This is a genomic window from Thermobifida halotolerans, assembly GCF_003574835.2.
Taxonomy (GTDB): domain Bacteria; phylum Actinomycetota; class Actinomycetes; order Streptosporangiales; family Streptosporangiaceae; genus Thermobifida; species Thermobifida halotolerans.
Map to the genome: position 1 here is coordinate 3463275 of NZ_CP063196.1, position 25881 is coordinate 3489155.

Below are 25881 nucleotides of genomic sequence, written 5' to 3' on the forward strand. Positions count from 1 at the left end.
CAAAAAAAGCGTGCGCCCCGGACAAAAAAGCCGGGACGCACGCCGTGATGCGTTGTGGCCTACATCGCGCCGGGTGAGAAATCGAAATCCTGGCCCGCGGCCTTCTTGAGGCGACGCCGCTCCCGTTCGGAGAGTCCTCCCCAGATACCGAAGCGCTCGTCGTGCTCCAGCGCGTATTCCAGACATTCCACCCGCACCTCGCACGAGTGGCAGACCTTCTTGGCTTCCCTGGTCGAGCCGCCCTTCTCGGGGAAGAACGCCTCGGGATCGGTCTGCGCACACAGTGCGCGCTCCTGCCAGCCCAGATCCTCGTCCGGGCCGTGCGCCAGCGGGATAACCTCGCTCATGCGCACCTCCTATTGCCCCCCTGGATGTACCTCCCCATTACGACCCCCGGGGAGGTGGAATCACACCTTGAAATTACACGTGCGGCCTCCGCTATGCGTCAACCGCGTTAGCTGGTAATCCCCTGAATATCATGTAACAAACAAGCTTCCGAAGCCGCTCGCACGGATCCAGGGGATTACCTCGTCCTTTTCGTCGGTGTTCGGGGGGACCGGGTCAGGGCCGGTTGTCGTCCCGGTACTGCCCCGACCACGAGCCGTCGGTCTCCGAACCGGAGTGCCGCTGCTGCTCGGAGGGGTAGCCGCCGGAAGTCTCGTAGGAGGGGGCCGCGTAGCCGCCGGAGCCGTACTGTCCGCCCTGCGCCGGGTCGGTGTAGGCCGGGTTCTTGCCGCTCTGGCTGTCCGCGGAGTCGGACGAGGGCTGCGACCAGCCGTGCTGGATCGCGTCCTGGGCCGCGCGCTCTCCGGAGAGGACGTCGTCTCCGGCCGGGTAGGAGCCGGGCGACGGGTCGGAGACCGCGGGCTGCACCAGGGTCGACTCGGAGTCGGCGGCGGGGTAGGAGCCCTGCTGGTACTGCTGACCGTAGGCCGCCTGGTCATAGCCCGCCGCAGCCTGCTGCCCACCGGTCTGGGAGTAGGAAGCCTGCTGGTCATAGCCCTGCTGGTACTGCTGACCGTAGGCCGCCTGGTCATAGCCCGCCGCAGCCTGCTGCCCACCGGTCTGGGAGTAGGAAGCCTGCTGGTCGTAACCCTGCTGGTACTGCTGACCGTAGGCCGCCTGGTCATAGCCCGCCGCAGCCTGCTGCCCACCGGTCTGGGAGTAGGAAGCCTGCTGGTCATAGCCCTGCTGGTACTGCTGACCGTAGGCCGCCTGGTCATAGCCCGCCGCAGCCTGCTGCCCACCGGTCTGGGAGTAGGAAGCCTGCTGGTCGTAACCCTGCTGGTACTGCTGACCGTAGGCCGCCTGGTCATAGCCCGCCGCAGCCTGCTGCCCACCGGTCTGGGAGTAGGAAGCCTGCTGGTCATAGCCCTGCTGGTACTGCTGACCGTAGGCCGCCTGGTCATAGCCCTGCTGGGCGTCGCCCTGCGCGGTCCCGGCCTGGGCGTAGGCGTCGCCCTGCTGCGGCCAGCTTCCGGTCTGGGCCGCGCCCGCCTGAGGCTGCTGCGGCCAGCTTCCGGTCTGGGCCGCGCCGGGCTGGGCGCCGGTGACGTACCCGGGCTGCTGCTGGCCGAACGCCTGCTGCGCGCCGGTCGCGGGGTAGGCGTTCGGGGCGCTGCGGGGCACCAGGTTGGGGTCGCCGAAGACCCGGATCAGGAACAGTCCCGCAAAGACCACGACGGCGAGGTTGGCGCCGGTGACGAAGAAGTGCTGGAAGGCGTTGGCGAGGGTGTCGCTGTAGGCGACGAACCCCATGATGAGCGAGATCACGCCGAGCAGCGCCCCGACGCCCAGTTCGATCATCGCCATCAGCACGATGCCGAAGGTGCGCGGCGAGCGGTTCGGCCCGGTCAGCACGAGCGCCACGGCGGCCAGGATCAGCGCGACCGTGCCGGGGCCGACGACGTGGCCGCCGATATCCACGAACGCTCTAGCGGACCCACCGCTGCCTGTATCCGGTTCTCCGCCGAATACGTAGATCAGTGCGCCGAGCATGACGGCCGCCACGGCGCCGAGGAGCGCCCAGGCGGCCGGCTCGCGCAACCGTTGGATTGCTTCGTTGTTCAAGAGAGGTTCCCCTCCGCTGGCTGCTTCTTGTCGCGTCGGTGGAAGCTTTGCACATCGCTGGTCGGGCAGCGGAATCCAGACGTGGAGGCGTCGCGGGAGGCCGCGACCCGATCGCCGCCCGGTACCGCACACGTCCGTGTGCCCGTCGGTGGCCGCGCGAGCACGCGACACCACAGGGGGCGCGGCGCACGTTCCCAGACTGCCAGACTTGATCCCATGCGGATAGTCGTACTGGCTGGCGGCATCGGTGGCGCACGGTTCCTCCGGGGCCTCAAGGACGCCCTTCACAACCGTGCCGACCAGGCCGATTCCCAGCCCGAGATCACGGTGATCGGAAACACCGGGGACGACATCACCCTCTTCGGACTGCGGGTCTGTCCGGATCTGGACACGGTGATGTACACCCTGGGCGGTGGAATCAACGAGGAACAGGGATGGGGACGCGCCGACGAGACCTTCACGGTACGTGAGGAACTCATAGCCTACGGCATGCAACCGCAGTGGTTCGGCCTCGGCGACCGCGACGTGGCCACCCACATCGTGCGGTCGCAGATGCTGGCGGCAGGATACCCGCTCTCGGCGGTCACCGAGGCGCTCTGCGACCGCTGGCGACCGGGGGTGCGCCTGCTGCCGATGACCGACGACCAGGTGGAGACGCATGTTCTCGTCGAGGACGGCTCCGGTCGGCGTGCCATTCACTTCCAGGAGTGGTGGGTGCGCTACCGTGCCCAGACACCCGCGCAGGCGTTCGTGAGCGTGGGCGCCGACTCGGCCGAGCCCGCACCCGGGGTGCTGGCCGCCGTCGAGGAGGCCGACCTCGTCCTGCTGCCGCCCTCCAACCCCGTGGTCAGCGTCGGTTCGATCCTCGGCGTCCCCGGCATCCGGGAGGCGGTGGCCGCCAAGACCGTGGTCGGGGTCTCCCCCATCATCGGCGGGGCCCCGGTCCGGGGCATGGCCGACGCCTGCCTCAGCGCCATCGGCGTGGAGACCAGCGCCCGGGCCGTGGCCGAGCACTACGGCCCCGAACTGCTGGACGGCTGGCTGGTGGACGACACCGACGCCGACGCGGCGGTGGACGGGGTGACGGTGCGCGCCATGCCGCTCTACATGAGCGACCCCGAGCGCACCGAGGCCATCGCGCGCGCCGCCGTGGACCTGGCGGTCGAACTGGGAGGACGGTCATGATCACGATCCGGGGGGTCGAGGGGCTGCCCGAGGTGCGCCCCGGTGACGACCTCGCCGAACTCCTCGCGGCGCACACGGAGCTGGCCGACGGCGACGTGCTCGTCGTCACCTCCAAGATCGTCAGCAAGGCCGAGGGACGCCTCCTGAAGGCGGACCGAGAGACGGCCGTCGACGCCGAGACCGTGCGCGTGGTGGCCCGCCGGGGCGCCACCCGCATCGTGCAGACCCGGCACGGCCTGGTCATGGCGGCGGCCGGGGTGGACTCCTCCAACGTGGCGCCCGGGCACGTGCTGCTGCTGCCCGAGGACCCCGACGCCTCGGCGCGGCGGCTGCGCGCGGGGCTGCGGGAGCGCCTGGGGGTGCGGGTCGCGGTCGTCGTCTCCGACACCTTCGGCCGCCCGTGGCGCGTCGGGCAGACCGACATCGCGATCGGCGCCGCCGGGATCACCGTGCTGGAGGACCTGCGGGGTCGGCGCGACTCCCACGGCAACGTGCTGGAGGTGACGCTCAACGCGGTGGCCGACGAGATCGCCTCCGCCGGTGAGCTGGTCAAGGGCAAGACGTCGGGTGTTCCGGTGGCGGTCGTGCGCGGCCTGGGCCACCTGGTCACCGACGACGACGGCGAGGGGGCGCGCGCCCTGGTGCGCCCCGTCGAGAAGGACCTGTTCCGCTACGGCTCCCGGGACGTGGTCCACGCGCGCCGCACGGTCCGCGAGTTCACCGACGAGGCGGTGGACCCCGAGGCGGTGCGCCGCGCGGTGGCCGCCGCGATCACCGCGCCCGCCCCGCACCACACGACCCCGTGGCGGTTCGTGCTGGTGGAGTCCGCGACCGAGCGCGGACGGCTGCTGGACGCGATGCTGGACGCCTGGGTGGCGGACCTGCGCGCGGACGGCTTCTCGGAGGAGAGCATCGCGAAGCGGACCCGGCGCGGCGACGTGCTGCGCCGCGCCCCCTACCTGGTGGTCCCCTGCCTGGTGGCCGACGGCGCGCACGCCTACCCCGACGAGCGGCGCTCCGCGGCGGAACGCGCCATGTTCCTGGTCGCGATGGGCGCGGGCGTGCAGAACCTGCTGGTCGGCCTGGCGGTGGAGGGACTGGGGTCGGCCTGGGTGTCCTCCACGCTGTTCTGCCCCGACGTGGTGCGGCGGGTACTGGCCCTGCCCGACGAGTGGCAGCCGATGGGCGCGGTGGCGGTCGGCCACGCCGCGGCCCCGCCCAAAGAGCGCCCGCCCCGCGACCCGGAGGCGTTCATCGAGGTGCGCTGAGCCCTTCGGCGCGCCCCGGCGGGGCCGGGGCGCGCCCGTCCGTCACACCACCGGCAGCCGGGGGCGGCGCAGGCTCGCGGCCACGCCGTCGTTGGCCTCGGCCACGGCCCGGCGTTCGGCGGGCACCTCCCGGTAGAGGGTGTCGCGCTGCCGCAGCGGTCGCCCCGTCGGCTCGACCAGGGCGCGGATGTCGCTGATGGTCTTGAACGAGCCGTTGTCGGAGCCCGCCATGCGGCTGATGGTCTCCTCCATCAGGGTGCCGCCGACGTCGTTGACGCCGCCGTCGAGCAGTTGGCGGCACTGCTCCTCGGAGAGCTTGACCCACGAGCACTGGATGTTGTCGACCGCGCCGTGCAGCAGCAGCCGGGCCAGGGCGTGCACCGCCCGGTTCTCCCGCGTGGTGGGGCCGGTCCGGGCCAGTCCGGCCAGGTAGATGGGCGCGTTGGTGTGCACGAACGGCAGCAGCACGAACTCGGTGAAGCCGGGGCGGCCGTTGCGCTCCAGGGAGCGCTCCTGGAGGGAGCGGATCAGCCTGATGTGCGCCACCCAGTGCTCGGGGGTGTCCACGTGCCCGTACATCATGGTGGACGTGGTGGGAATGCCCAGGTCGTGCGCCGTGGTGATGACGTCCACCCACTGCGCGGCGGGCAGTTTGCCCTTGGTGAGCACCCAGCGCACGTCGTCGTCGAGGATCTCGGCGGCGGTGCCGGGGACGGAGTCGAGTCCGGCCTCGCGCGCCCGCAGCAGCCACTCGCGCACCGGGAGATCGGTGCGGGCGGCCCCGTTCATGACCTCCATGGGGCTGAAGGCGTGGACGTGCACGCCGGGCACCCGCTCCTTGACCGCGCGGGCGATGTCGAAGTAGGCGGTGCCCGGCAGGTCGGGGTGGATGCCGCCCTGCATGCACACCTCGGTGGCGCCCGCCTCCCACGCCTCGGCCGCCCGGTCGGCGACCTGGTCCAGGGAGAGGGTGTAGGCGTCGGCGTCGGTGCGCCGCTGGGCGAAGGCGCAGAACCGGCAGCCGGTGTAGCAGACGTTGGTGAAGTTGATGTTGCGGGTGACGACGAAGGTGACGTCGTCGCCGACGGCGTCGCGGCGGACCCGGTCGGCCAGCGCCGCCAGCTCCTCCAGTTCCGGGCCGTGCGCGTACAGCAGGGCCAGCGCCTCGTCGTCGGTGAGCGCGGCGGGGTCGTGCTCGGCGCGGCGCAGCGCGGCGCGGATCTCGGGGTCGAAGCGGCGGGGCGCGCCGGTGCCGAGCGCGGGCCGGGCGACGCGCTCGCGCAGCCGCGCCCAGTCGCCGTAGACGGCGTCGAAGTCGCCGCGCCGGTCGCTGCTGCGGCCCTCGGTGTCCACCTCCACGTGCAGTTCGGTGCGGCCCGCCGCGGCCATGCCCGCCTCGGGCTCCTGCCAGGGGCGTCCGGTGACGACGGCGTCGGCGCGCGCCAGGCCGGTGGCGGGGTCGGCGAGCGCGGCCACGTGGCCCAGCAGCCGGGGGTCGATCCACGGTTCGCCCTGCCGCACGTACTCGGGGTAGACGGTGAGGCGCTCGCGGAGCGTGAAGCCCGCCTCGGCGGTGCGTTCGGCGAGCGCGTCGATCTGCGGCCAGGGGCGTTCGGGGTTGACGTGGTCGGGGGTGAGCGGCGAGACGCCGCCCCAGTCGTCGATCCCGGCGCGCAGCATCAGCGCGAACTCGCCGCCCGCGCCGTCTCCGGGGTCGCGCCCCTCGGTGATGAGGTTGGGCGGGGCCTGGATGCGGGCCTTCGGTCCCAGCACGACGCGGGTGACGGCGATGGTGGCGGCCAGGTCCTCCAGTTCGGCGTCGGGCCGGTCGCGCATCGCGGTGTCGGGCTTGGCCCGGAAGTTCTGCACGATGACCTCCTGGATCGCGCCGTACTCGCGGGCCGTCCTGCGGATGGCGAAGATCGAGTCGGCGCGCTCGGCGGGGGTCTCGCCGATGCCGATGAGGATTCCGGTGGTGAAGGGAACACTGGAGCGTCCGGCGTCCTCCAGGACGCGCAGCCGCACCGCGGGGTCCTTGTCGGGGCTGCCGTGGTGGACCTGGCCGCGTTCGGTGAACAGCCGCGTGGAGGTGGTCTCCAGCATCATGCCCATGGACGGGGCGACGGGCTTGAGGCGCTGGAGGTCGCCCCAGGTCAGCACGCCGGGGTTGAGGTGCGGCAGCAGGCCCGTCTCCTCCAGGACCATGATGGCCATGGCGCGCACGTAGGAGAGGGTGTCGTCGTAGCCCTGCTCGTCGAGCCACCGGCGGGCCTGCGGCCAGCGGTCCTCGGGGCGGTCGCCGAGGGTGAACAGCGCCTCCTTGCAGCCCAGGGCGGCTCCCTCCCGGGCGATCGCGAGGACCTCGTCCGGGGACAGGTAGGGGGCGGGCAGCTTCGCGGGGGCCGTGGCGAAGGTGCAGTAGTGACAGCGGTCCCGGCACAGTCGGGTCAGCGGGATGAAGACCTTGCGGCTGTAGGTGATGACGCCGGGACGTCCGGCCGCGGCCAGTCCGGCGTCGCGGATGCGGGAGGCGTGGTCGAGCAGGGCCTCCAGGTCGTCGCCCCGGGCGTGCAGCAGGATCTCGGCCTCGGTCGGGTCCAGCGGTTTGCCGTCCCTGACGCGGGCCAGCGCGCGCCGCATGGCCGAAGCGGTGGGGACACTCTTCCCGTTTCCAGAACCACTCATGGGCGCACAATACGCCCCAGACCTCCCGCCTCAGGGGACTGGTCGGGGTGTGTCCCGCTCTGTCTTGCTCGGCGTCGCCGATCCTGCCACATTTGTGATCATGGTTGTCGGTCCGGCGGGCGGTGTCACCGCCTGCGGGCGCGCAGCAGCACGATGCTGCCCCGGGTGTTGGGGTGGCGGCGGTCGCTCAGCGCCACCAGGGGGATCAGCGGGGCGGCGGCGTTGAAGCCGATCCGGCCCCCGTGGGCCGACAGCGTCAGGTAGGCGCGCTCGGCCGCGCGGGAGCGGAACTGGTAGGTGTGCTCCAGCACGTCGAGGCCGCACTCGTCGAGCAGGGCGCGCAGCGTCGCGTGGGTGTAGGTGCGCTGGACGTGGTAGCGGCGGCGGTGCGCGTCGAACAGGTGCGGCCACTCGCCGCGCCGGGACAGGCAGTCGGCGGACAGGACGAGGTCGCCGCCGGGCCTGAGTATCCGGGCCATCTCGCGCAGCGCGGCGGGCCCGTCGTCGAAGTGCTCGACGGCGCAGATCGACATGACCCTGTCGGCGGAGGCGTCGCGGAACGGCAGCCGCAGCGCGTCGCCCTCGACGAGCGCCGGGGCGTTGCTGAGCCGCCGCCCGCGCAGCATCTTGTGCCGGGCCAGGTCGACGGAGACGGCCCGCGCGCCGCGCCTGCGCGCCTGCGCCGCCCAGTAGCCGTCGCCGCCCGCGACGTCGACGACCACCTGCCCGGTCAGGTCGCGGCCGAGCCAGCGCAGCAGGGTGCCCGCCTCCCGGTAGCGGCACACGTGGATCTGGTGACCGGCGAAGGCCACGGCGTCGGACAGCACGGCCCCACCCTACAGCGCGACGACCGTGTCCCCAGGGTCACGCTCAGCGCGTGAGCGTGGCCCTGGGGACACGGTCACGCCCCGTGGTGGCGGGGCCGGGGCCGCTGCCATACGCCGGGGCCGCTTCGGCCAACAGTTTGATTTTTTACGCTGCTTCGGTGCTGTGAGAGCCCCGCGGGAGGTGTCCGCGGGGCTTGCGAGGTGTTGCTAGGCGTCGGTGCTCGGCGGACGCTCGGCGTTGCGCCACGGGCCGGGCAGAACGCCACCGCCGCGGAGCCAATCGTCTAGCGCGGCAAACGCGGCGTACATGTCCGGGAAAACGTCCGCACGATCGCGGAGCGCTTCCGAGAGCGCGTCATACAGCCAGTCCGCATGCTCCGCCGCATCCCAGAACGCGGGAGCGTCCACGGGCTCCGGTTCCGGCTCGTGCCCACGAGTCACTGTGAAGTTCCCTCCGCGCGTGCGATATCCAGCAGAACGGCAATACCGAGCCGCGAACGGTCGGTGCGCTCCCGTTCCTGCTCGCGCTCCCACGCGACCAGATACGGGCGGATCAACGCCGCTTCGGTGGCCACCGTGTGCGGCTTCGCGGGAAGCGTCACCGGAACGGGAGCGGCGTAGGGGTTGACGGGCATAGCCGCCGGAACCAGTTCGGCATAGGGGCGTCCGCGAGCGGCTCGAGGTGCGCTCGCGGTACCGGTCTCCGGCTCGCGGGGCTCTCGCGGGCTCTCCGCGGTCCGCTCGGCGACGTTCACGGGCTCTCCGCGGTGACCGGTCCGCGGCTCCGGCTCGAGCTGCTCGCCGCGAAGCGCGTCCGCGGTCCGCTCGGCGAGCGGCACGCGCTCGAGGTGCTCCCGCTCGGCGACGTTCCGGCGAACCGTCCGCGGGCTCCCCGCGGACCGCTCGAGGGGCTCGAGCTGCTCGCCGCGGCGAACGGCATGCGAGCCGCGGGAGGGACGGACCGCGCGCAAGACCAGCGCGCACAAGGCAAGTAGAGTTCTCACTGTCAGCGCTCCTTGGAAGCGTTGGCCACGCCCCCGGAGTGTTGGCGCACTCGCGGGGGTCTCTTCTGTTGTGGATCAAGCTCTGACAATACATCTGCCTTGTCTAGGACGTCTACGACGTCCGCCATATCTTCGCCGTGGCTGACGTGGTTAGCGTCCCCCGTATGCACGTTGACCGCTTCGACCCCATGCCGCTCTACCAACAGGTAGCGCGCGCTCTCCGCGACCGAATCAAGGCAGGAGAACTGAAACCGCGCGACGCCATCCCGTCGGAATCGGAACTCGTATCGGTGCACGGAGTAGCGCGGGAAACGGCGCGGCGTGCGGTCGCGCTACTCCGCGACGAAGGGTGGGTAATCACGTTGCCCCAGCGCGGTACCTACGTCGCCGAGCGGCTCCCGAACACGGACGCGGAAAGCTAGACCCACACCTCCCGGCAACGCGCGGCAACGCGGACCGCTCGAGGTGCACGCGCGCGCACGCTCGCCGAGCATTCCGCGGCAACGCTCGCCGAACCGAGCGGCAAGGCGAGCGGCAAGCTGTACCGCTCCGCGGCAAGGCTCCCGGCAACGCGTGCCGCTCGGCGGAACCTCCCGGCAACGCGTGCCGCTCGGCGGCAAGCGGCAACGCTCGCGGCACACCTCCCGGCAACCGCGGCAAACCGCACGTCAACGCGGACAAACACGCTTGCCGCTCGCCGCGGACCGTCCGCGCGGTTGCGCGAGGTGCTTCGCGTCCTGGGCGACACGAACGGCAACGCGCGGCAAGCAGTGAGCGGCACGGCTCGCCGAACGCGGCAACGCGGAAACCGCGGGAACCTCGAGCGGCACACGAACGGCAACGCGCTCCCGCGGCGAACGGCTCGGCGGGGCTCACCGGTTCGCCGAGCAGCTCCCGCACGCGCGGAACGCGGGAATTCTTGTCAGCGTCGCGCTGACACCTCGCGGTTCGCCGAGCAGCTCCCGCACGCGCGAGGTTCCCAAGCGCGGGGAGCGCGAGCCCTTCGCGGACCGGCGAGCAGCTCCCGCACGCGACCGGCTCGCCGAACAGCTCCCGCGGCGAGCAGCTCCCGCACGCGCGGAACGCGGACCGGAACGCGGGAACGCGGACCGGAACGCGGGAACGCGGACCGGAACGCGGGAACGCGGACCGGAACGCGGGAACGCGGACCGGAACGCGGGAACGCGGACCGGAACGCGGGAACGCGGACCGGAACGCGGGAACGCGGACCGGAACGCGGGAGGTGTCCGGTAGCGGCTCCGGCGACGTCACGGGCTCGGCGAGCAGCTCCCGACTCGCCGAACGGCTCCCGGCGAACGCGGACCGGCGAGCACCGCGCGACGTCGCCGAGCAGCTCCCACACGCGCGGCGAACGCGGGAGGTGTCCGGTACCGCTCCCGCGGCGAACGGCTCGGCGGGGCTCACCGGCTCGGCGAGCAGCTCCCGGCGAACGCGGGAACCTCGCGGGGCTCACCGAGCAGCTCCCGCGGCGAGCACCTCGCGGCACGGCTCGCGACGTCGCCGAACAGCTCCCGCGGCAAGCAACTCCCGGCGAACAGCTCCCGCGAACGGCGAACACCTCGCGAGGTGCTCCGCGGTGAGCACCGCGCGACGTCGCCGAACAGCTCCCGGCTCGCGGACCGGCTCGCGGACCGGCGAGCGGACCGGCGAGCGGACCGGCGAGCGGACCGGCGAGCGGACCGGCGAACCGCTCCCGTGGTTACTCTCCGTCGATAGTCGGCCTAACACAGAGTCACAGACGCGCGTGTTTTCCCTGCTCAAACGGTGCGCGGGACGCGAGCCGAACGCGGCACGGCTCGCGACGTCGCCGAACCGTTCCCGCTCGGCGAACCGCTCCCGCTCGCCGAACAGCCCCGCGGCAAGCAGCTCCCGCACGCGCGAGCCCCAAAACGAAAAAAGGGGAGGTCCGCGCGCTCTCACGCACGAACCTCCCCTACGCGCTCACCTCGCGGACGCTCCGCGTCAGCCGCGGCGAGCGGCTCCCACCCTTCAGACACCGTCGCCACTACCCGCGGAAACCCGCTGTCCGCGGAGCAGGTACATGCTTTAGGCGGCCAAAGCGAGCACACATAGGACACCGCGGCTCGGCAATCTGCGAGGTGCTCGAGCACGCTCGGCGAGTCGCCGGAAACGCCGCTCGCTCCCACCTCCCACGCGTACAACGCGAGCACTTCCGGAACCGCTACCGGAGGTGCGGCGGTCCGCGGTGCTCGGCGACGTCGCAGCGCTCTCACGCAACACCGTCCGCGTCAGCCGCGGCGAGAGCGCGTGCACGCTCCCACCGTTTCCGTGCGGCTTCGGACGCGCGCACGCTCGCCGGAGACCTCGCGGCACCCCCCGCGGACGCTTGCCCCATGCTCGCCGCGTCGGTCACGGCTCCCGCGTCCTCCGCGGTCAACGCGCGAAGAATGTTCCACGCCGCGGACCGCTGGTGACGCGCTTCCGCAACCGCGGGGTTGACCACAAGTTGTCCCGCGCTTCCGCGGATCATGGTTCCGTGCTCGCGGACCGCGCCGTCCAGCCGTTCGGCGTTGTCCAGGTGCTCACCGGCGAGCGCGAGCGCGGCACGCTGAGTCTCGTCAAGGTCGAATTCCGCTTCGTACTGCGCTAGCAGCCGTTTGCTCGCCGCGGCTCGCGCGGCCGGTTCGTCGTTCACTCCCGCTCACCTCCCAAATTCAGACAGTTTCGGCATGCGCAGAGCGACAAAGTCGCTATCCGCCCGCGAACGGGAACCCTCCTTAGGGGGGTCATCCCCCCTCCCCTTCGCTAGGTGCGCAACGTCGCCAAACGCATTGCCATACACCATTCCCGCGTTCACGTGTTGCGCACGCTGTACGCGACGCGAAGCGAGGTAAGACTTCTCATGTCTTCGTCGCCGAGCATGCGACCTTTGGGGTAATCGCCGAGCATGTCCATCAACCGCATGATTTCGTGAGCGTCCGCAGCGAGGTTCCTACCTCGCGGGGCTTTCTCTCGAGCAGCAATCGCGAGCGCGACCGTGTGGACCTTGTGGCACATTGCGCGACAGTACGGGAGTCGCGTAGTTCGCCTACGGCAACCAGGGCGAGCACACCTACCGCGGGAGGGACTCGCCGGGGGAGGGGTAGCGGTCAGAACGGTCATGGCAGAACTCCAAACGGGAAACGGGAGCCCTGCTAGTCGCGGGGCTCCCGCAAGGAACGGCTTAAATCAGATTGTGCTGCTTGAGAATTTGGCGCGCCTTTTGGGCCTGCTCGGCGCGGTGCTCCCGCTCGGCGCGCTGCTCTTCGGTCTCGTCGGGAATGCTGGCAAGCGGCACGGTAAGCGAGTCCGGAATAGGACCGGTGCCGAAGGGCTCCCGTCCTTCGATCCGAAGCCAGTGCGCTGCAATCCTTGCCGCCGCTTCCGCGTCCTTGTCGAACGTGTGCCGGTCATGGTTGCCCATGATGCTCCGCGGCTGCTGGTGCTTGAACGCCTCTGGGAGGTCCTTGCCCTTGAGAGCAGAGACTCGCGGACGCTCGCCGGGAGCGATCCGCGGATTGTCCATTTCGTTCACGCTCGCGGCCAACCGATAGACCTCACGACACTGCTCAAGCGCTTTCGCGAGCGCGACGCGCGCGGGCTCGGCGCGCTCCTCGAGCTGCCTAGCAAGCCGGTCGCGCCACGTCGGGTAATGCTTTTCAGCGGTCGCGTGGTATTCGTCCACCAGCCGCTTCAAATGCGCTTCTACGGCTTCGCGGTGCGCCACCGTGTCGCGATAATCACGTGCGAGCTGCTCGAGGTGCTCGTCAAGCACCGCGGTGCTCTCCGGAGTTTCGCCGTTCGCTACGGCTTCCCGCGCTCGCCGCTCAAATTCCTTCGGCGCGTCGCGGTACTCGCGGAAAAGCGCGAGCGCGGTCTTGTCCAGCTCGCCGATTAGCGCGGCGGCTTCGTTCATCCGCTTGCGCGCGTCCGCCACCTGCTTGGGAGGATTCGGAATCGTCGTGTAGGACGCAGATTCGTAGCGCTCGAGCGCTGTGCCGCGGTATTCGTCGCCTACGGAATACTTCCCCGCCGCGGTCACATGTCCGTTGGGTATTCCGCGGCGGTCGGTTTCAGCCATTGCTGTCCTCCCGTTCGGTGAGCGCGGTCGCGCGTGCAAGCAGTTCGGCGAGCGGAAGCGGCGGGAGCGGTTCCGCGGTCCGCACCTCCGCGGACACCTCCCGCGGCGGCAACTCCTCGCGCTCCCGTTCGGCGGTGAGCTGCTCGGCGTGCGCACGTGCGGCGGCGATGTGTTCGGCGAACACCTCCGAAGGGTCTTCAGACGAACGCACAACACCGAGAAACTCTGTCTGCGGGTACTTGCCGCGCTCAAGCCCGATTGTCGCCGGAGCGTCCATTTGGGGGTCTTCTGTGCCACGAGCCGCAAAGTTGGTTCTCACCGGCTTGAGTTCCCCGCGGCGAGTCAGTACCACGGGCACAGCGACCGCGCCAGTGGTCGCGGGAGCGTGCGGATTGCTCGGAACGTGCTCGTTAACCGGTCCGCCGAATACCACCGCGCTTCCACCCGATACTTCGCGAAAGCCAACTACCGGGTATGCCACAAAGCCGTTTTCCTGCTCAAGGTCGCGGAATACCGCGAGGTACGCGCCGTGTGGAACGGGCAAAATGTCGTTCACGTGGAACCTCCGGTTCAGTACGGCATGCGCGCGCGAATTGCCTTCGCGAGCGTGGCAGGGTCGGACGCGAGTTGCTGTTCTCGGTGCGCCTTGAGCGCTCGGATAGCGCGTTCGGTGTCTTCCGCGGTGAGTTCCTCGAGGTGCTCGGCGAGCCACGCCGGAGCTTCGTTGTCACGGTCGTTCACTGGTCATTCCTCCCGTTCATTGCCGCGCGTTTCCGCGCGACGTACGCGCGCTGTTTGCATGCCGCTGAACACCAGCGCGGCGAGCGTCCGCGGCCGGAGTATTCGATTGGGTTGTCGCACTGGGCGCATGTGAGATTGCCCGCGTTAGGTCCGAACGCTTCCGCAAACGCGGCGGCGAGATTGGGGCGGTGCTTGAGCGATTCGAGCATCTCGGTGAACACCTCGCGCGCGAATTCGTCGCAGATGTGCACATTCTCCGCGGGTTGTCTGCGGCTCTCGGCGATGAATTCGAGTGCGCGCCGGTAGGCGTCGCCGAGCGTGTGGGCAAACGAAGTCTTTCGGTGAGACATGGCAGCTTCCAAACAAAAAAAAGCCCGGTCGAACCAATAGCGGCACCTGCCCAATACCGCTATGGTCCGACCGGGCTTCCCCAGGGAAAGAACGAACGCGCGGGCAGTGCGCCGTGAGCCCTTCTAAGGGCTCACAGTGGTTATGCATCCGCGTGTTCGCTCGCGTATCTCACCACACTAGTTATGCGTCCCGTGTGCGGGAGGTGTTCGCGGCGAGCGTGGGTTTTCCGGTGCATGACGCAACAGGGCGCTTTTTCGTCAGCACGTGACGCAACGGGACGCTTTTCGTCAGTGTGCGTGACGCAACGGGGACGTTTTCCGCTCCCCGCGAGGTGCACCATGATGGTTGCATGACGCACGTCATGGTGCGTCATGTGCTCTGATCTGCGGTTCATGATGAGATGACGGTTTGGAGGTCAGTTCGGTATTTCTCCCTATATGTGCGTAGGGATACCGGAAAATTGATCAGAACCGTCATATCAGCATGCAGTTCATCATATGCGCTGGTCAGAGAGTTGCAGGGCATGGCGAACCGCTCCGGCGTCCGTCATGGTTCGTCATGCCGCGGCATGCTCCCGTTCGCTCGCCGCTTCGCGCGTTCCTTCGCGGGGCTTGAGCTGCTCGCCGAGCGGCTCCGTTCCCTCCCGCTCTCCGGTTCGCCGAGCCGTTCCCGCGCTTCCCGCTCGCCGCTCGAGGTGCCGCTACGCCGTGGGGAGGTAGGCGGGGTTGTCTGTGGTGATGGCGAGTGTGGAAGCGAGCCAGCATGCCGCGGCGTGCTCGGTTGTGCGGTGTTCGTCGACCAGCTCCGCAAGGCAGTCCCAGAATTCGAGGAGGACTGCCCGTGCGGCGGGGCACACGTCAGCGTGCGTGATGGCTTCGCGCGCTTCGCGCATGTTCATTCTGTTTTCCCTCCCGCGTCTCCGTTGACGTTGGAAAGGTCAGATTAGGCACGTGCGCGGTGGGTTGTCGATAAGGCGGGAATTGTTCAGTACTGGTCAATTCGCCGAGCGCGCGGAACCGCTCGAGGTGCGGGCACGGTGTCGATGACGTACCGCATGACGTCCCACGTGCCGCTCCGCATCCCGCACTAGGTGTCTGACCTGCGGGTATGCCGTTTCCCATGACGACATGACGAATCTGACGCCGATCTCGGTTTGCTATAGGGATTTTCTTATGGAATGTCAGAATGTACGTAATTTCGTCATACCGTCATGGAAAACGGCATAAGCACAGGTCAGCGCATCCCGCGTCCGCGCACCTCGCGTCACGGTTCGTCATGTCGCGTCATGCGCTCGCGCGAATGGTTGCCGCGGGGCTCGAGCGGGGCTCTCCCGCGGGGCTCGAGCGGGGCTCTCCCGCGTGCTCGAGCTGCTTCGCGCGGAGCGGTCCGCGAGGTGCTTCCGCTCGAGGTGTCGCCGAGCCGCTCGCGCGAGGTGCGTTCGCCGAGCCGCTCGCCGCGGGGCTCCGCGAAGGGCTCGCCGCGAAGGGCTCGCGGTCCGCGGTGCTCCGCGTCCGTTCCCGCTCCGGCTCCCCGCGTCCGTTCCCGCTCCGGCTCCCCGCGTCCGTTCCCGCTCCGGCTCCCCGCGTTCTCCGGTCCGCTCCCCGCTCCGCGTCCGCTCGCCGCGCTTCCCGCGTCCGCTCGCCGCTCGCCGAGCCGCGAGGTGCTCCCGCTCGAGGTGTCGCCGAGCCGCGGAGCGGTCCGCGAGGTGCTCCCGCTTCCCGCGCTTTCCGTTCCCTCGAGGTGTCGCCGAGCGGCTCACGCTCTCGCGACGTCGCCGAGAGTGTCAGTGTTGGGTTGACGTTTCCGCTTGAGCTGCTCGCCGCGGGGCTCACCGCTTCCCGCGGGCTCTCCGCGAGGTGCTCGCGTTCGCCGAGCCGCTCGCCGCGTTCCCGCGTTCTCCGCGGGGCTCCCGCGTTCGCAATCGACGCTCTCAAATCGCCACAGACGCGCGTTTAGCGTTCTTCGCGTGGAATTCCCTATGCGTGCAGGGTTGTGTCGTCTGTGTCGATCTGGGAGCCGTACAACAGAAAAGCCCCGGCAACCGCGGGTACGGTTACCGGGGCTTGGTGGGGTTCGGTTATGCGGCGAGCGGTTCCGCTATCGGGAGGTGTTCGGCGTTGCTGCCAACCCATACGGGTTCGATACGTCCGCCGGAGCGAACGGTCACGCGCTCGAGCACCAGGGCGAGCACCTCGCGGCGTTCGGCGAGTGTCGCGGGGCTGGTGTTGGCGAAGGTCTCCGCGGTTTCGGCGGGATCAAGCAGCGCAGAGATGTCCACGGTTGGTTCTGGGAGTTGCGCGAGCGCGCTTTCTACCGCGGCGAGTTGTTCGGCGATACGGGTACGAAACCGCGCATAGCGTGCGGGTCCTTCCGCGTCATCAAACTCGCCGCGCTCCCACTTCGCGGATTCGAGGTCTTCCAATCGCGCGCGGAGCGTGTCGGCGCGTTCGGCGAACTCGCGGCGTTGCGCGTCATGCTCGGGAGCGTGGCGGGCAATCCACTTGCGTGCGATAGCGGCGAGCCGCGGGTCTTCCGGCTCGAGCGCGGCGAGATGACCTAACACCGCGTCGATCACCGCGCGTTCCAAGTCGGGAACCGCAATCGATTTCAGCTTGCACGGGGTTGCGTCGGAACGTCCCGCACACCGGTAGCGCGGCAACTTCGGAGGTCTGCTACGGCTCCCACAAATCGCGTGTCCGCACTCGCAGACCACGAATCCGGTGAGCAGGTAGGCGGGAGGTCTCCCCGGCGACGCCTTGCCGCCGGTCCGCTTGCCGGGTTTGCGAACAACGGAGGTTTGCGAGGTGCGTCGCGCGAGGATTCGGCGACGTTCCGCCACGCTGATAATCGGCGAGTCGGTGACCATGACCGGCTCGCCGTGTTCGTCGTAAACCGGCTGATCTTTGTACGCCATCATTCCCGCGGTCACGGGGTTGACAAGGATGTTCTTCACACTGGTGGTGGTCCACACGTTCGCGGGCCGCTTCTTCGCGCGCGCTTCCGCTTCCTCGCGCTTGCCGCGCTCTCGCAACCGTGCGACACGCTCGAGGTACACCAGATAGCCGGGAGCGTCGATTCCGTCCGCGGTCAAGGCGCGGGCAATGGCGGACATGGACGCTCCGTCAAGGTAGGCGTCCGCGATGCGACGGACCACCTTCGCGCGCTCGGCGTGCTGGATGAGCCGCATGTCGCGGGTCTTGACGTACCCGTACGGGGTTTGCGCCGTCCATTTGCCCTCGCGGCGTTCTTTGGCCTTGCGCGAGGTCATCCGAAGCGCGGTGTTGCGCGACTCGCCGCGCGCCTGGTGTGCGGCGAACGCGGCGAGCAACTCCCATTCCGCATTGGCGGAGTCGAGATTGTCTTTCAGACAGATAAAACGCACTCCGGTTTCCTCGACCAGCTCGGACACCGCAGCAACGTCGCGAATGCCCTTACGGCTATAGCGGTCGAATTTCCACGCGATAAGGAATTCCGGGCGGTGCTCCCGAACGTAGGAGGTCATGGCGTCGAACGCTTTACGCTTCGCGGTCCGCTTGTATCCGCTCACGGTCTCGCGGAACACGACAACGTCTGTCGCGCCGAGCTGCTTGGCGCGCTCGCGACAGTCACGGTCTTGACGGTCGAGCCCGTCGGACACTTCGGTCTCTTGGGACAAGCGAAGGTACAGAACGGCGGTAGGCATGGGCGGTGAGCCTTCCCCTTGGGAGCCACTAGCCCGGTTTTGCGTCCGCCCTGCTCAGACTGTTCGTCTGGGGGTGGAAAAAATCAACGGGTAGTGGCCGGGAGGCCCGGCAGCCCTGTCCTCTCCTCGGGCTGGAGAGGGACCGGAAAGCGCGCGTGGAAGGATGCCCCGGAGCCGACCACCACAGTCCACCGCTCGACAGAGAAGCGTCAGGGGCCGCGTCTCGAACCATCCCCGCATGCGCGGGGAGCACGCCTCCTCGATCGGAGTCCGCGAGCCTCTCGGGGGACCATCCCCGCATACGCGGGGAGCACCACCCGGTGGGTGGGGTGTGCGCGTTGTCGTAGGGACCATCCCCGCATGCGCGGGGAGCACACGGTCACGTCCGGCTTCGGACCGTACCCCGCCGGACCATCCCCGCATACGCGGGGAGCACTCGACCGTGCGGTCCTCGATCGGGATGATCGGGGGACCATCCCCGCATACGCGGGGAGCACTTCCAGGATCTGCCTGACGAGCGGCAGTGAATGGGACCATCCCCGCATACGCGGGGAGCACGCCTTGCTCCACGGCGGCTTGCCGGAGTTGGGGGGACCATCCCCGCATACGCGGGGAGCACGGGTTGACCGGGCTGCCGCCCCACTACCTGGGGGGACCATCCCCGCATACGCGGGGAGCACGCTTAACGACCTGGGACTTTATCAGGGACACGGGCCGGTTTCCTTCACTTCCCGAAAATCGGACATAACACCCGCCAGGTGGGGGTCTCGTGAGGCGCCGGATGTACGGAGGCCGCGTACCGGTCCCGGGCCGGAGGCATTCCACCCCAGCCCCCCCGTGGTGGGGTGGAATACCCCGCCCTCCCCCGAACCTCCAATGTCAGCGGCCACCAGGAATTCTGCGAGTACGGCCGGTTGTCGCTCCCCGTGGGCGGCCACTTGTGGTCCCCACTGGCGGCCATCACGACATTGGGTGACGACAACGGGCCGTCGAGAACGCATCGCACTGACGGCGGCCTCAGAACGCGCCAGGACAGCTCCCGCGTCGGCGCTCTCGCTTACCCCCGCGGACCTGTGTCGTCGCCTTCCAGTGGCCGATCGCTGTGCGTCGGACCGCCCTCGCCACCACCACACGAATCAGTCCGACCTGCTCCACACGCTTGGCTACCCGATGTGGTGTCGGATGGCCAGATAGCTCCCCAGCAACTGGCCGCCTCCGGGGAATCTCAACTGGCCACTAACACTTCCAAGAAGAACCCGCACCGCCTCAGCGCCGCGAAACCATCCCCGCATGCGCGGGGAGCACGGGCGGGGGCGGGGCGACGTGGTCCAGGTGGCGGGGACCATCCCCGCATGCGCGGGGAGCACGACCCGCGCCTCCTGGAGTTGGTCATCGCTGCGGGACCATCCCCGCATGCGCGGGGAGCACTACGCGACGCGGATGAATGAGGAAACCGGGAAGGGACCATCCCCGCATGCGCGGGGAGCACTCTCGCACATGGCGTGGTCCTCTCTGGGGGTTGGGGACCATCCCCGCATGCGCGGGGAGCACTCTCGCACATGGCGTGGTCCTCTCTGGGGGTTGGGGACCATCCCCGCATGCGCGGGGAGCACTCTCGCACATGGCGTGGTCCTCTCTGGGGGTTGGGGACCATCCCCGCATGCGCGGGGAGCACTCTCGCACATGGCGTGGTCCTCTCTGGGGGTTGGGGACCATCCCCGCATGCGCGGGGAGCACTCTCGCACATGGCGTGGTCCTCTCTGGGGGTTGGGGACCATCCCCGCATGCGCGGGGAGCACGGCGTCTGGGGGCTGGCTGCTGGCGGGGTCGCGGGACCATCCCCGCATGCGCGGGGAGCACACCCGCGGCCTGGGCCGCCTGCTGTCGGCGAAGGAGGGCCGGGGACCATCCCCGCATGCGCGGGGAGCACCGTCTACGCGAAGATGAAAGTCGTCGACGTCGGGGACCATCCCCGCATGCGCGGGGAGCACGATGCTGCTGAAGAGGAGCCGGGTGTGATCGTGGGACCATCCCCGCATGCGCGGGGAGCACGACCAGCGCGACAGGGGGTGATGCCCTGTGGCGGGACCATCCCCGCATACGCGGGGAGCACGGCTCCGGCGGCGGCGCGGGCCTGGTCCCTGCGGGACCATCCCCGCATGCGCGGGGAGCACGTCGGTGGCGGCCGGGTTGATGGGCAGCGGGGGGGGACCATCCCCGCATGCGCGGGGAGCACAGGCTGTCATCGCGGCCTGACGAGAGGAACACGGGACCATCCCCGCATGCGCGGGGAGCACACCGAGTCGGGGTTGAGGATCGGGTCCAGGTCGGGACCATCCCCGCATGCGCGGGGAGCACCCGGGAACAGTGTTTCCGTGTTCTCGCCGCCTGGGACCATCCCCGCATGCGCGGGGAGCACCAGGCGGCGTTCGGGTTCGTCGAGGGCGCGCCGGGACCATCCCCGCATGCGCGGGGAGCACTACCCCAGGAAGTAGGTGCTCATGCGCTACTGGGGACCATCCCCGCATGCGCGGGGAGCACGCTGGGGGGTTGTTGTGGACCCCGGATTCTCGGGGACCATCCCCGCATGCGCGGGGAGCACAGGTAGACCACGGCGCCGCCGCGCGCGTTGACGGGACCATCCCCGCATGCGCGGGGAGCACGCGCACTGGCTCGACAAGAAGCTCCGCATGCCGGGACCATCCCCGCATGCGCGGGGAGCACAATCCGTTCATGGCGCTGGCCCAGCCGCGGAAGGGACCATCCCCGCATGCGCGGGGAGCACCTCACCGGCCACGACTGGATGGAACTGGTCGTGGGACCATCCCCGCATGCGCGGGGAGCACTGCGTAGAGTCCACGTCCGACCAGTCCGACCCGGGACCATCCCCGCATGCGCGGGGAGCACAGCGGACCGTAGTCGTGTTCTCGACCATTCCTGGGACCATCCCCGCATGCGCGGGGAGCACACTTAACGACCTGGGACTTTACCAGGGACACGGGCCGGTTTCCTTCACTTCCCGAAAATCGGACATAACACCCGCCAGGTGGAGTTTCGTGCGGCACCGGATGTACGGAGGCCGCGTGCCGGTCCCGGGCCGGAGACATTCCACCCCAACCCCCACGACGGGACACCACCGGCTGCCGGTGGCCGCCCATCCCGGACGGCCGGGGTGGAACACCCCGCCCTCCCCCGAACCCCGGAGGGGACCGTGCCCCCTCACCTCCTTCCAGCCCGTCGGTATCGGCGCCCGGTTCCCTCTCCGGGACGGCTTAGGCTGGCCGGGTGATCAGCCGTCTCCGTGCCAGCCGGTGGGTGCGCGCCGCCGTCGTGGTGGCCGTCCTGGGCTGCGCCGCCGTGGCGCTGCGCGCCCGGTGGGAGGAGGCGGGCGCCGCGCTGGCCGCCCTGTCCCCGTGGACGGTCGCGGGGGCGCTGGCCGCCGCGCTGGCCGGGCTCGGCGCGCAGATGCTGGCGTGGCGGGCGCTGCTGGCCGACCTGGGTTCCCCGCTGCCGCCGCCGGTGGCCGCCCGGGTCATGTTCGTCGGCCAGCTCGGCAAGTACCTGCCCGGGTCGGTGTGGGCGTTCGTCGCGCAGGTGGAGCTGGCCTGGGACCGCCAGGTGCCGCGCCGCCGAGGGGCCGCCGCGACGGTGCTGGCGGTCGCGGTGACGTTGACGGTGAACCTGCTGGTCGCGGCGGTCCTGCTGCCGTTGTCGTCGCCGGAGGCGGCGCGGCGCTGGTGGTGGGTGCTGGCCGCCGTCCCCTTCCTGCTGGCCGCGCTGCATCCGCGCGCGGTGACGTGGCTGCTGCACCGGGCGCTGCGCCTGACCGGCCGCCTGCGCGCGCAGGCCGACGCGGAACTGGACCGCGTCGGCGCAAGAGGCGTGGCCGCGGCCGTGGGCTGGTCCCTGGCCGCCTGGGTTCCGCTGGGTGTGCACGTGTGGCTGCTGGTCGCCGGGGTGGGCGGCGGGTGGGGGTCGTGGCCGGTGTCCACCGGCGGCTACGCGCTGGCCTGGACCCTGGGTGTGGTGGCGGTGTTCGCGCCCGCCGGGCTGGGGGTGCGCGAGGTCGTGCTGGTGGCCGCGCTGGCTCCGGTGCTCGACCCCGGTTCGGCGCTGGTCGTGGCGGGCCTGTCCCGCCTGGTGATGACCGTCGCCGACCTCGTGTGGGCGCTGCTGTGCCTGGCCGCCGTGCGCTCCCCCGCCGTGCCGGGCTCCCGCTGAGCGCCGGGCCGCCCGACCGGCCCCGGGCGCACCGGTCGGGCTACCGCGCGCGCGGGTGTTCCCGGACGGCGAGCCGGGGGCCGCGGATCACGAGCCAGAACGCCAGGAGGAGTTCGCCGAGGAAGGTGACCGTGGTGACCTCGAAGGCGGAGCCTCCGGAGAGCACGGCCGCCAGGCTGTCGGCCACGTAGCCGACGCCCGCGACGACGAGCAGGACGCCCAGGACTCTGGTGACGGGCCCCGAGGAGACGAAGTCCGACCGGTAGGCGAGGTAGCCGACGACCATCAGGTGCAGCCCGCACAGGATGAGGGCGGCGTCCCAGGCGTCACCGAACGCGTCGATGCGCAGCAGCGCCTGGGCGTGCGCCTGGTCGGCGCCGAGGATCGCGAGGTACTGCTCGTCGAGCAGGCGGGGCACGCTGACGAGTTCGCTGATCGCGACCAGGAAGGCCGCCGTGAAGGCGATCCTGAGCACGGCGGCGAGCAGTGAGACGCGCTCGCTGACCGGGCTGAACACGCGGTACAGGGCCGCGGCGACGATGACGTCGAGCACGATCACCACGTACAGGCCGAAGACGCCGAACCGGAACAGCCCCTCCGACGCCGCGATCCCCGCGGCGGTGCCCGCCGGGTCGCCCGGTACCACCAGCGCTTCCAGGGCGGCGAAGTTGACGTATCCGGCCAGCGGAGCCATCAGCAGCAGCGCGATACCGGCGACGACGCCCGCGCGCCGGATCGACCGGTTCGTGTCCGCTCCGGTCCCGTCTCGCGGGGGTGTGCCGGTCGCCGGGGCGGCGTGCTCCGTCGTCCGCTCGGTGGTTCCCATGATCGTTTCCTCTCTCGACGGGGCGGGGGCGTCGACGTGCTCGCCGCCCGCTCCCCACGGAACGCACCAAGCAACCGTACTTAGTACGCGTACTAAGTACGATAACAGGCGGCCACCGGCCCGACAAGCCGGACCGTGTCGGGCCACCGGCTAGGGTGGTCCGACGTCAGAGGAGGTGCAATGCCAGAAACCGACGCCGGTCCGGGCAGGCGGACGCCACTGACCAGGGAACGGGTGCTGCGCGGCGCCATCGCCGTCGCGGACGGGTCCGGCATCGACGCGCTGACCATGCGCTCACTCGCCGACGAGCTGGGCGTCAAACCCATGGCGCTGTACCACCACGTGGCGAACAAGCAGGAGATCCTCGACGGCATCATCGACGCCGTCTTCGCCGAGATCGAGCTCCCCCCACCCGGGACCGACTGGCGGACGGCGCTGCGCCGCCGCGCGCTCTCCGCCCGCCGCGTGCTGCGGCGCCACCCCTGGGCGGCGCCGCTCATGGAGTCGCGCACCGCCCCCGGCGCCGCCACCCTGCGCCAGCACGACGCGGTCCTCGGCACGCTGAGACGCGCCGGTTTCTCCGTCCCGACGGCGGCGCACGCCTACTCGCTGCTCGACAGCTACGTCTACGGCTTCGCCCTCCAGGAGGCCGCGCTGCCGTTCGCGCCCGAGACCGCCGCCGACACGGGACGGGCCCTCCTGGCGCGGTTCCCCTCCGAGCGCTACCCCCACCTCGCCGAGATGGTCACCGAGCACGCGCTCCGGCCCGGCTACGACTACGGCGACGAGTTCGAGTTCGGACTGGACCTCATCCTGGACGGCCTCCAGCGGCTCCTCCGCTGACCGGACCCGTGTCCGCTGAGGCTCCCCGGGGCGGCCTCAGCCCGCCAGGGCCGCCAGGTAGCGGTCCCAGTACGCCTCGGCGTCCACCGGCCGCACCCCGGCGCGCAGCTCGTCGAGGCGGCCGGGCGCGTAGCAGTCGGCGATGGCCCGCGCCAGGTCGCCGGGGTCGTCGGGGGCGCACAGCAGCCCGTCGACGCCGTCGCGCACGTGGTCGGGCAGGGTGCCCACGCGGGTGGCGAGCACCGGCAGGCCGTGTTCGTGGGCCAGCCACACGTTCTGGGTGGCGGTGGCCGACCGGTAGGGCAGCACCACCGCGTCGCAGTCGGCGAACAGGTCGGGCAGCTCCTCGGCGGGCACGTAGCCCTCGCGCCAGCGCACCCGGTGGGCCACGCCCAGCCGCTCCGCCAGCGCCCGCAGCTCCCGCGAGCCGCCCCAGAACTCCCCCGCGACGGTCAGGGAGACGTCGGGCGGTCCGGCCGCCAGGGCGCGCAGCAGCACGTCCACCCCCTTGTAGGGGCGGACGATCCCGAAGAACAGCAGCCGGTGGCGCACTCCCGCGCTCCGGGCGCGGCGGGGGCCGGTCTCGGGCAGGTGCGGGGGCATCTCGGCCGTCCGCACGTCCGGGTGTCGGCCCCGCGTCAGCCGCTCGGCGAGCGCGCGCTGCTGCGGGGAGTGGGTCAGGACCGTGTCGACCCGGTCGAGCAGCAGCCGCATGAGTGCGGTGTCGGCCCGCCCCCGCTCGTGCGGCAGCACGTTGTGGCACAGCGCCACCACGCGCGCGTGCCGCCCGCATCCGGCGCGCAGCACCAGATAGGGCGGCACCTGCACGGGCGAGAGGACGGCCAGCACCACCAGGTCGGCCTCGCGGCCCGCGCGGCGGCCGGTCCGGTACCAGCCGTCGGGCCGGTACCAGGCGAGGTCGCGGCGGGTGTGCGGGTAGAGCGGCCCCTCGGGCTCGTCGACGGTCTGCCGCCCCGGGTACAGCGCGGCCGGGTACTGGGCCCGCCACGACTCGACGGCCACGCGGTGCCCGGCGGCGGCGAGCCGGTGGGCGAGCTCGGTGGTGTGCCTGGCGCCCCCGCCCTTGTACGGGTGGGCCGGGCCGACCAGCGTGATCCGCATGTCCCGCCTTCCGCTCCCGGTCAGGAGCCGCCGCGCGAACGCACGATCAGGTCGGCCAGCAGCGCCATCGACGCGATCATGAGCCCCGTCATGAGCAGCATGATCGTGTTGTTGCGGATGTAGACCGGATCGGTGACGACGTCGTAGACCACCTTGAGCACGCCGATGCCGAGCAGCCACAGCGCGGGCGGCATGAGCACCTTGAGCGGGTTGAAGTACATGACCATGCGCAGCACCTGGAGGATGTAGCGGTAGACGTCGCGCACGAGGTGGAACTTGGAGTGTCCGGCCCGCCTGGCGTAGCTGATCGGCTCGTAGTGGACGGCGTGCTGGTTGGACAGGAAGGCCAGGGTGATCGTGGTGACGCAGGAGAAGCCGGGCGGCAGCAGCCGCAGGTAGGGCAGTGCCACCTCGCGGCGGAACGCGCGCATTCCCGAGTTCAGGTCGGGGATGCGCGTGTTGGTGAGCCGTTCGGCGAGTTTGCGGATCAGCCACTTGGTGGGCACGCGCAGGAACCGGTGGCTGCCCCTCTCCTGGTCGCGCGCGCCCACCACCTGGTCGATGCTGTCGTCCTTGAGCAGGATCGCCACCAGTTCGGGGATGCGCTCGTTGGGGTAGGACATGTCCGCGTCGGTCCACACCACGATCTCGCCGCGCGCCCGCTGGGTGCCGATCCGGCGCACCGTGCCCGATCCGCCGTTGGTGGCGAAGGCGGTGACCCTCAGGTGCGGGAAGCGGGGGGCGGCGGCGCGCAGGCGGACGAGGGTGTTGTCGGTGGAGGCGTCGTCGAAGGCCAGCAGTTCGTAGGAGTGGCCGCTGGCGTCCATCGCCGCGCAGATCCGCTCGACCTCGGCGACCACGTGGTCCTGCTCGTTGTAGCAGGGGAGCACGATCGTGACGCGGGGGGCGGCGGTCTGGGGACCGGGGCTGGTCTCTCTCACGGTGTGCTCAGCA

Annotated in this window: 20 protein-coding genes and 2 CRISPR repeat arrays; of the genes, 5 read left to right on the forward strand and 15 right to left on the reverse strand. The window is 70.4% G+C overall.

What is annotated here, in order from left to right; all coding sequences use genetic code 11:
- Positions 1–59: 59 nt before the first annotated feature.
- The gene (locus NI17_RS15475; protein ID WP_068692101.1) at positions 60–347 is read right to left on the reverse strand and encodes a WhiB family transcriptional regulator; all 288 of its coding nucleotides are present in this window, start codon (positions 345–347) and stop codon (positions 60–62) included.
- Positions 348–561: 214 nt separating this feature from the next.
- Complete coding sequence (locus NI17_RS15480) at positions 562–2070, reverse strand: hypothetical protein (protein ID WP_243597521.1); 1509 nt, start codon at positions 2068–2070, stop codon at positions 562–564.
- Positions 2071–2286: 216 nt separating this feature from the next.
- Between NI17_RS15480 and cofD the strand changes: the two genes are divergently transcribed.
- Both cofD and NI17_RS15490 read left to right on the forward strand, forming a co-directional pair.
- Positions 2287–3255 (forward strand): 2-phospho-L-lactate transferase, encoded by a 969-nt coding sequence (gene cofD, locus NI17_RS15485; protein ID WP_068693997.1) that lies wholly within the window; start codon positions 2287–2289, stop codon positions 3253–3255.
- Positions 3252–4523 (forward strand): coenzyme F420-0:L-glutamate ligase, encoded by a 1272-nt coding sequence (locus NI17_RS15490; RefSeq protein ID WP_119267649.1) that lies wholly within the window; start codon positions 3252–3254, stop codon positions 4521–4523. The genes cofD and NI17_RS15490 overlap by 4 nt, the downstream gene beginning before the upstream one ends.
- Before the next feature lie 42 nt (positions 4524–4565).
- Here NI17_RS15490 and NI17_RS15495 read toward each other — a convergent pair whose 3' ends face one another.
- The 3 genes from NI17_RS15495 to NI17_RS15505 all read right to left on the reverse strand — a co-directional run bounded on the left by NI17_RS15495 (position 4566) and on the right by NI17_RS15505 (position 9039).
- Positions 4566–7208 (reverse strand): bifunctional FO biosynthesis protein CofGH, encoded by a 2643-nt coding sequence (locus NI17_RS15495; RefSeq protein WP_084012877.1) that lies wholly within the window; start codon positions 7206–7208, stop codon positions 4566–4568.
- Positions 7209–7333: 125 nt separating this feature from the next.
- A complete protein-coding gene (locus NI17_RS15500; protein ID WP_068693992.1) occupies positions 7334–8035 on the reverse strand; it encodes a class I SAM-dependent methyltransferase in 702 nt (233 codons plus the stop codon).
- A 437-nt stretch (positions 8036–8472) separates the two neighbouring features.
- Positions 8473–9039, reverse strand: a complete 567-nt coding sequence (locus tag NI17_RS15505; RefSeq protein WP_157129813.1) for a hypothetical protein — start codon at positions 9037–9039, stop codon at positions 8473–8475.
- Positions 9040–9227: 188 nt separating this feature from the next.
- On the opposite strand from NI17_RS15505, the gene NI17_RS15510 reads away from it, so the two are divergent.
- Positions 9228–9461 carry a GntR family transcriptional regulator gene (locus NI17_RS15510; protein ID WP_234402156.1) on the forward strand — a complete coding sequence of 78 codons (234 nt, stop codon included), beginning with the start codon at positions 9228–9230 and terminating at the stop codon, positions 9459–9461.
- A gap of 1829 nt (positions 9462–11290) precedes the next feature.
- Here the strand turns inward: NI17_RS15510 and NI17_RS15515 are convergent.
- The 7 genes from NI17_RS15515 to NI17_RS15545 all read right to left on the reverse strand — a co-directional run bounded on the left by NI17_RS15515 (position 11291) and on the right by NI17_RS15545 (position 17915).
- The gene (locus NI17_RS15515) at positions 11291–11716 is read right to left on the reverse strand and encodes a hypothetical protein (protein WP_147416929.1); all 426 of its coding nucleotides are present in this window, start codon (positions 11714–11716) and stop codon (positions 11291–11293) included.
- Between the two features lie 528 nt (positions 11717–12244).
- On the reverse strand, positions 12245–13141 hold the full coding sequence (locus NI17_RS15520; protein ID WP_147416930.1) for a hypothetical protein: 897 nt from the start codon (positions 13139–13141) through the stop codon (positions 12245–12247).
- On the reverse strand, positions 13134–13697 hold the full coding sequence (locus NI17_RS15525) for a hypothetical protein (protein ID WP_147416931.1): 564 nt from the start codon (positions 13695–13697) through the stop codon (positions 13134–13136). Before NI17_RS15525 ends, NI17_RS15520 begins: the two co-directional genes overlap by 8 nt.
- Before the next feature lie 14 nt (positions 13698–13711).
- Positions 13712–13882, reverse strand: coding sequence for a hypothetical protein (locus tag NI17_RS15530; protein ID WP_157129812.1), 171 nt, complete (start codon positions 13880–13882; stop codon positions 13712–13714).
- Positions 13879–14232 (reverse strand): hypothetical protein, encoded by a 354-nt coding sequence (locus NI17_RS15535; RefSeq protein ID WP_147416932.1) that lies wholly within the window; start codon positions 14230–14232, stop codon positions 13879–13881. Before NI17_RS15535 ends, NI17_RS15530 begins: the two co-directional genes overlap by 4 nt.
- A 701-nt stretch (positions 14233–14933) precedes the next feature.
- Positions 14934–15131, reverse strand: a complete 198-nt coding sequence (locus tag NI17_RS15540) for a hypothetical protein (RefSeq protein WP_068693982.1) — start codon at positions 15129–15131, stop codon at positions 14934–14936.
- 1179 nt (positions 15132–16310) lie between these two features.
- Positions 16311–17915 (reverse strand): recombinase family protein, encoded by a 1605-nt coding sequence (locus NI17_RS15545; protein ID WP_068693979.1) that lies wholly within the window; start codon positions 17913–17915, stop codon positions 16311–16313.
- Between the two features lie 224 nt (positions 17916–18139).
- A CRISPR array of direct repeats spans positions 18140–18596; the repeat unit is 29 nt; unit sequence GGGACCATCCCCGCATGCGCGGGGAGCAC.
- A 595-nt stretch (positions 18597–19191) separates the two neighbouring features.
- Positions 19192–20883: direct repeats of the CRISPR family, unit length 29 nt; unit sequence GGGACCATCCCCGCATGCGCGGGGAGCAC.
- 317 nt (positions 20884–21200) lie between these two features.
- Between NI17_RS15545 and NI17_RS15550 the strand changes: the two genes are divergently transcribed.
- On the forward strand, positions 21201–22136 hold the full coding sequence (locus NI17_RS15550; protein WP_157129811.1) for a lysylphosphatidylglycerol synthase domain-containing protein: 936 nt from the start codon (positions 21201–21203) through the stop codon (positions 22134–22136).
- Positions 22137–22176: 40 nt separating this feature from the next.
- Here the strand turns inward: NI17_RS15550 and NI17_RS15555 are convergent, their stop codons facing one another.
- Complete coding sequence (locus NI17_RS15555) at positions 22177–22962, reverse strand: DUF4386 domain-containing protein (protein ID WP_084012875.1); 786 nt, start codon at positions 22960–22962, stop codon at positions 22177–22179.
- 180 nt (positions 22963–23142) lie between these two features.
- Between NI17_RS15555 and NI17_RS15560 the strand changes: the two genes are divergently transcribed.
- Entirely contained in the window at positions 23143–23805 is a 663-nt protein-coding gene (locus tag NI17_RS15560; protein WP_068693977.1) for a TetR/AcrR family transcriptional regulator, read from the forward strand.
- A 36-nt stretch (positions 23806–23841) separates the two neighbouring features.
- Here NI17_RS15560 and NI17_RS15565 read toward each other — a convergent pair whose 3' ends face one another.
- Positions 23842–24927: a glycosyltransferase family 4 protein gene (locus tag NI17_RS15565; RefSeq protein ID WP_068693975.1), complete on the reverse strand. Its 1086-nt coding sequence runs from the start codon at positions 24925–24927 to the stop codon at positions 23842–23844.
- A gap of 20 nt (positions 24928–24947) precedes the next feature.
- Positions 24948–25868 (reverse strand): glycosyltransferase family 2 protein, encoded by a 921-nt coding sequence (locus NI17_RS15570; RefSeq protein WP_068693973.1) that lies wholly within the window; start codon positions 25866–25868, stop codon positions 24948–24950.
- Between the last annotated feature and the right edge of the window lie 13 nt (positions 25869–25881).